General features: G+C 72.1%; 4 protein-coding genes. 1 reads left to right on the plus strand and 3 read right to left on the minus strand.

What is annotated here, in order from left to right; translation table 11 throughout:
* Window positions 1-270: 270 nt before the first annotated feature.
* The 3 genes from OEY_RS31400 to OEY_RS0118790 form a co-directional block, all read right to left on the minus strand.
* On the minus strand, window positions 271-405 hold the full coding sequence (locus OEY_RS31400) for a hypothetical protein (RefSeq protein ID WP_017681584.1): 135 nt from the start codon (window positions 403-405) through the stop codon (window positions 271-273).
* Entirely contained in the window at window positions 402-902 is a 501-nt protein-coding gene (locus OEY_RS0118785) for a DUF427 domain-containing protein (protein WP_010595360.1), read from the minus strand. The genes OEY_RS31400 and OEY_RS0118785 overlap by 4 nt, the downstream gene beginning before the upstream one ends.
* A gap of 223 nt (window positions 903-1,125) precedes the next feature.
* Complete coding sequence (locus tag OEY_RS0118790; RefSeq protein WP_010595361.1) at window positions 1,126-2,508, minus strand: aldehyde dehydrogenase family protein; 1,383 nt, start codon at window positions 2,506-2,508, stop codon at window positions 1,126-1,128.
* 548 nt (window positions 2,509-3,056) lie between these two features.
* Here OEY_RS0118790 and OEY_RS28685 point away from each other — a divergent pair.
* The coding region (locus OEY_RS28685; RefSeq protein WP_010595362.1) for a type I polyketide synthase at window positions 3,057-6,535 on the plus strand (3,479 nt) is incomplete at its 3' end.

Below are 6,535 nucleotides of genomic sequence, written 5' to 3' on the forward strand. Positions count from 1 at the left end.
GGTGCCGGCGAGCAGCGACGCGCCGACGGCGAGAACGAGGATGCCGAGTCTCATGGCGGGTGTCTCCCGAAGGTCGAGCGAACGAGCCGGACACGCGCAGGAACGGGAGGGTCGCGCGTACGATCCACCGCCCTCGGGCGCTGTTTCTCGATCATCCGCCGCACCGGGTGCTGTTCGCAGCGTTTTCCGGGACGGGAGAGTGCGGCGTGAGTCGACCCGGGAAGGGGAACGACCGCTCCCGGTCCCGGTCGGCCGGCCTTCCGCGGCGGCTCAGGGAATCGTCCATGCCGCCGGGGCGTCGACCTCGAACCTTGCCGGCCGGACGAGGAACCGCTCATCGACCCAGTCCGGTTTCCGCGCCTCCCGCAGGCGCGCATCGGCTTCGGCGTACTTCGGAGCGGTCACCAGCCCGCCGACCCGGGGATTCCTTTGAACGGGCCGACGACCGAGCTGGTGATCCAGCCGCCGTAGAAACCGCCCGGTTGCGGGACCACCTCCTCGCCGTCGACGGTGCACCGGTCGACCTGGGCGGCCATCACCGCGACCGCCCCGGCGAGCGCCCGGAAGGCGGGGGAGGGATCGCGGTAGGTCCACGCCGCTTTCGGCGCGACCCGCGAGGCGGTCACCAGGTCGTAGTAGCTCGCCCTGCCCTTCCACTCGCACCACGACGAGCCCGGCGTCTCCCGCAGCACCCCGTCGGCGAAGGCTTCGGCGGGAAGGTAGTAGGTCGGCGGATGGCTGGTCTCCAGTATCCGCCAGGCGCGCGTGGTCGACGCGATGGTCCGGCCGCCCAGTTCCACGGTGATCGAGCCGGTGAAGGTCTCGAGGCGGGGCGGTCGGGGGTAGTCCCAGACCGACTCCTGCCCCGCAGCAGGTTCGACGGGTTCCGGCCGGGTTGTCACGGCGACCTCCTCGTGGTCACCCCCCAGGGTACGAGGACGACCGAGGCGCCGGGGCTGCCGGGCGGGTGCCGGGCAACCGAGATGCCCCTGCGTTCCTGGGCGGCGAGCCAGGACCGCAGCACTGCGCGGCTCGCCGGTTCCGAGCCGTCGGGGCCGACGCGACCGGTCGATCCGTCCTCGGCCGTGTCGGTGTCCTCCGTTCCGGAGGGTGTCGGGGGACCGCTCAGAACAGTCGCCGCATGATCTTCAGCGCAGCCTGGGTGTAGGGCGGGTAGTTCATCGCCGGATCCGGACGGAACGGTTTGGCGAGCACCGCCTTGCGGTGGCTGAGCGCCTCGAAACCGTAGCGTCCGTGGTATGCCCCCATTCCGCTGGCACCCACGCCACCGAACGGCAGTTGTGGCGCGAGGACGTGCATGCCGACGTGGTTGATCACCACGGCACCCGCGCTGATTTGCTGCGTGATCTTCCTCTGGGTGCTCAGCGACTTGGAGAACACGTACGCTGCAAGGGGTTTGGGGCGGGCACCGACGAAGTCGAGGGCTGCGTCGACCGAGTCGACGGTGAGAATCGGCAGGATGGGCCCGAAGACCTCGTCCGTCATGACGGCGTCGTCGGGTGCCGGATCGACGATCACGGTCGGTTCGACGGTGAGAGAGTCACGATCGCACCTGCCGCCGGTGACGATGCGCCCGGTCGTGGACTCCAGATACGCCTCGAGCCGATCGAAGTGACGCTGGTTGACCACCCGCATCCCCGGCTGCGGTTCCTCGCTGCGGAACAGGGCGATCGTGTCGACGATCGTGTCGACGAGCGCGTCGCGGACGGACCGCTCGACCAGTACGTAGTCGGGCGCGATGCAGCTCTGTCCGGAATTGAGGAGTTTGACCCAGGCGATACGCCGCGCGGTGACCTCGAGATCGGCGTCCTCGGCGACGACGACGGGAGACTTGCCACCGAGCTCGAGGATCACCGGCGTGAGCTGCGGGGCGGCGGCGGCCATGATCTTGCGGCCCACCTCGGTGCCGCCGGTGTACAGGGCGAGATCGAAACCCTGCGCGAGCAGACTCTGGGTGAGCTCGGCATCGCCTTCGGCGACCACGACGGCCTCCGGGTCGAGGTAGTGCGGAATCAGCCGGGCGAGCAGCGCGGACGTGGCGGGGGCCAGTTCCGACGGTTTGATCACGGCACAATTCCCGGCGGCCACTGCCGCGACGAGCGGACCGAGCGTCAGATACACCGGGTAGTTCCACGGTGCGATGATCAGGACCACTCCCATCGGCTCGTACTGCACCCAGCCGAGCGCGGGAAACTGGTTGAGCGACAAGGGCTTCGGTCGAGGAAGCATCCAGCGCCGGACCCGCTTGCGGGCGTAGGCGGCTTCGGCCCGGGTGGAAGCGAGGTCGGCGAGCCAGGCTTCGACCGCGTTTCGGCCCAGGTCCTCCTGTAGGGCGGCCGCAATCTCGGCCTCGCGCTCGTCGGCGAGTTTCTCGATGCCGCGGAGCTGGCGGATGCGCCATTCGGCATCGCGCGTGCGTCCGGTCGCGTAGGCCTTCCGCAGCCGGGCCAGCAGTTCTGCCGATGTGTCGGTATCTGTGACGGTCACGGGGTCCTCCAGGCGAAAGTCGAGGGTTGATGTGCGGTGGGCTTGTCGCGGCGGAACGGCGGACGGCGACACGGGCGGCCGGGGCGAGGTCGACGACGACAGAACCTCGGGTGCGGGCCGTCGCGATGCGCCGGCGCAAGCAGCACCCGGGCGGCGGCCCGAGCCCGCGGCGGCGGGTGGCACCGAGTCGGGCGGTGCCGCGCCGACGCTCGGTGCCCTGACATCCGGCTCTGTGCCCTGACATCCGGCTCTGCGCCCTGACATCCGGAGCGATGCCCATCGCCACAGTCTAGGACCGCTGGTGCCCTGCGGATACGTGTCGGTCGGCCCACGTCGGTGCGCGGCAAGAGCCCGACGAGCAACTCGATCGGAAGGCCGCGGAGGTCCCCGAGCGCTCCGGACGGTATTCGTCCGAGGCGCGCCCACAGTCGTCTCGCACGCCGCACCGGTCACACTCGCACGAGCAGATCGCTGTGTCCGGGTGGGGGGCGGCGGATACCATCGAGTTCTCGGCGCAGGCACGACGGCTCTCGGATTGGAGCTCGATTATGGCCGATGATGCGAAGCTCCTCGACTATCTGAAACGGGTGACCGCAGAGCTCTATCAGGCCCGGGAGAAGCTTCGCGAGGTCGAGGGGGTGAGCCGCGAACCGATCGCCGTCGTCGGGATGGGGTGCCGGTTCCCCGGCGGGGTCCGCTCCCCACAGGACCTGTGGCACCTGGTGGAATCCGGTACGGAGACCGTCGCCGCATTCCCCGCGGACCGCGGTTGGGAAGCGGCGGACCTCTACGATCCGACGGGCCGGCAGGCCGGCCGGACGTACACGGTGCACGGCAGCTTTCTCGACGATGCGGCGGGTTTCGACCCGGAGGTCTTCGGCATCTCGCCTCGCGAAGCACTGGCGATGGACCCGCAGCAGCGACTCCTGCTCGAGACGAGCTGGGAGACCTTCGAGCACGCCGGCATCGATCCGCGATCCGTGCACGGCAGGCAGATCGGCGTCTTCACCGGTCTGTCCGGGATCGACTACTCGGCACGGGCGGGCGGCGCCCCGCCCGAGGAACTCGCGGGCTACTTCATCACCGGCACCGCGATGAGCGTCGCCTCCGGTCGTGTCGCGTACAGCTTCGGACTGAACGGACCCGCGATCACCGTCGACACGGCGTGCTCGTCGTCCCTGGTGTCCGTCCACCTCGCCATGCAGGCGCTGCGCCACGGCGAGTGCGAACTCGCCCTCGCCGGCGGGGCGACCGTCATGTCGACGCCCGCGGTGTTCGTCGAGTTCAGCCGGCAGCGTGGACTGGCCCGAGACGGGCGCTGCAAGGCATTCGCCGCCGCGGCCGACGGCACGGCGTGGGGCGAAGGCGTCGCGATCCTCGCGCTGGAACGCCTGTCCGACGCCCAGCGCAACGACCACCGGATCCTCGCCGTCGTCCGCGGCAGCGCGGTGAACCAGGACGGCGCCAGCAACGGCCTGACCGCCCCGAACAAGCAGGCCCAGGAACGGGTGATCCGGCAGGCCCTGGCCGACGCCGGACTCGGCCCGGCCGACGTCGACGCGGTCGAAGCCCACGGCACCGGCACCACGCTGGGCGATCCCATCGAGGCGTCCGCCCTGCTGGCCGGCTACGGCCGCGATCGGCCCCCCGACCGGCCGTTGTGGCTCGGTTCGGTGAAGTCGAACCTCGGGCACACCCAGGCCGCCGCCGGAGTGGCCGGCGTGATCAAAATGATCATGGCGATGCGTCACGGTGTGCTGCCGAAGACGCTGCACGTCGACCGTCCCACCCCCCACGTCGACTGGACCGCCGGATCGGTGTCCCTGCTCACCGAGAACCGGGAATGGCCGGCGACCGACCGGCCCCGCCGCGCGGCGGTCTCCTCGTTCGGCATCAGCGGCACGAACGCCCACGTCGTGCTGGAACAACCGGCCCCACCGCCGGACGCCGCGCCCCCCGAGGGGACCGACGGCTCGGACGACGTCGTGGCCTGGTTCGTGTCGGGCCACACCGAACCGGCGTTGCGCGCGCAGGCGCACCGGCTGCGGGACTACGTCGCCGGCCACCCCGAGCTGACCCCCGCGCAGGTGGCCGGCCCGCTGCTGACCTCCCGCGCGACCTTCCACCACCGCGCCGCCGTGCTCGGCGCCGACCCGCGCGCCCTGCTGTCCGGTCTCGACGCGCTCGGCCGAGGCGCCCCCGACCCCGGTGTGATCACCGGCGTCGCGGTCGAGGCGGGCGACCGGCCGGTGTTCGTCTTTCCCGGGCAGGGCGCGCAGTGGGTCGGCATGGCCACCGCACTGCTGGAATCCTCCCCGCTGTTCGCCGACAGCCTGCGCGAGTGCGCCGACGCCCTCGCCCCGCACACCGAGTTCGCGCTGCTCGACGTGCTCCGCGACCGCGATCCGTCCGCCCTGGACCGGGCCGACGTCGTGCAACCGGCGCTGTTCGCGGTGATGGTCGGGCTTGCGCGGCTGTGGCAGGCACACGGCGTCGAACCGGCGGCCGTGGTCGGACACTCGCAGGGCGAGATCGCCGCCGCCCACGTCGCCGGCGCGCTGACCCTGCCCGACGCGGCGCTCGCCGTCGCGGCCCGCAGCCGCGTGATCACGGAATCGGCCCGCCGCGGCGGTGGCATGGCGTCGGTGGGTCTGCCGGCGGACGCCGTGCGGCAGCAGATCGAACCCTGGGCCGGGACCGTCGAGGTGGCGGCGATCAACGGTCCGGCCGCGACGGTCGTGTCCGGCCCTGGCGACGCCCTTGAGGTGCTGGTCGCGCGGTGGCAGGCCGACGGTGTCCAGGCCCGGCGCATCACCGTGGACTACGCCTCCCACTGCGCGGACGTCTCGGTGCTGCGCCGGCCCATTCTCGACGCTCTCGCCCCGATCACCCCGCAGCGTTCGCGGATCCCGTTCTACTCGACGGTGACCGGGGACGTGATGGACGGCACCGCACTCGACGCTGACTACTGGTACCGGAACCTGCGCCGACCGGTGCGCTTCGAAGACGCGACGAGGTCCCTGGCCCGCGACGGGTACCGGCTGTTCGTCGAGTCGGGCAGCCATCCGGTCCTGACCGTGCCGCTGCAGGAGACCCTGGACGCGGCCGGCGTCGCGGGTCGCGCCCTCGGCACCCTCCGCCGCGACCGGGCGGGCCTGCGTCAGTTCACCGCCGCCCTCGCCGAGGCACACGTGTCCGGGGCGCACATCGAGTGGGGCCGGGTCGGGTGGGCTCGCCGCGCCGGTCACCGGCAATGGGTGGACCTGCCCACGTATGCCTTCCAGCATCGCCGCTACTGGCTGGACGGAGGCGCGCCCCGACGTGATGCCGCAGCCGGCATGGACGCCGGGGACCACCCGATGCTCGCCGCCTCGGTCGAGCTCGGCGACGGTCGCGGCGCCGTGTTCACCGGCGTGCTGTCGCCGCACCGACTGCCGTGGCTGAACGAGCACGCCGTGGACGGCACCGTCGTGCTGCCCGGCACGGCGTTCGTCGAACTCGCCCTGCACGCCGGGCACCGCGCCGGCTGCAGCCGTCTCGCGGAACTCACCCTCGAGACACCCGCGACGATTCCCACCGGTGGGGAGCTCGCGGTGCAGGTCGCCGTCCTCACCGCCGACGACGCCGGGCACCGCACGGTGTCGGTGCACTCCCGTCCGGCGGACGCCGCGGCGCAGACCCCGTGGACCCGGCACGCCGTCGGCACCCTCACGGCGGCGGTACACACCGCGCCCGTTCCGATCCGGCCGTGGCCCCCGGCCGATGCGACGCCGATCGACGTGAGCGGCCTGTACGACGCGCTCGACGAGACCGGATACGGGTACGGGCCGACGTTCCGGGGCCTGCGCGCGGCGTGGCGCCGCGGTGACGACCTGTACGGGGAGGTGCGCCTCGGGGGAGAGGACCCCGCCGCGACGGTCGCCGGGTACGGGATCCATCCGGCGGTGTTCGACGCGGCACTGCACCTGATCGCGTTCGCCGCCGCCGCGGCCGGCGCCCGCGACCTGCGGCTGGCGGTTGCCCCGGG

This window comes from Rhodococcus sp. P14 (assembly GCF_000256505.1).
GTDB classification, from domain to species: domain Bacteria; phylum Actinomycetota; class Actinomycetes; order Mycobacteriales; family Mycobacteriaceae; genus Rhodococcus; species Rhodococcus ruber.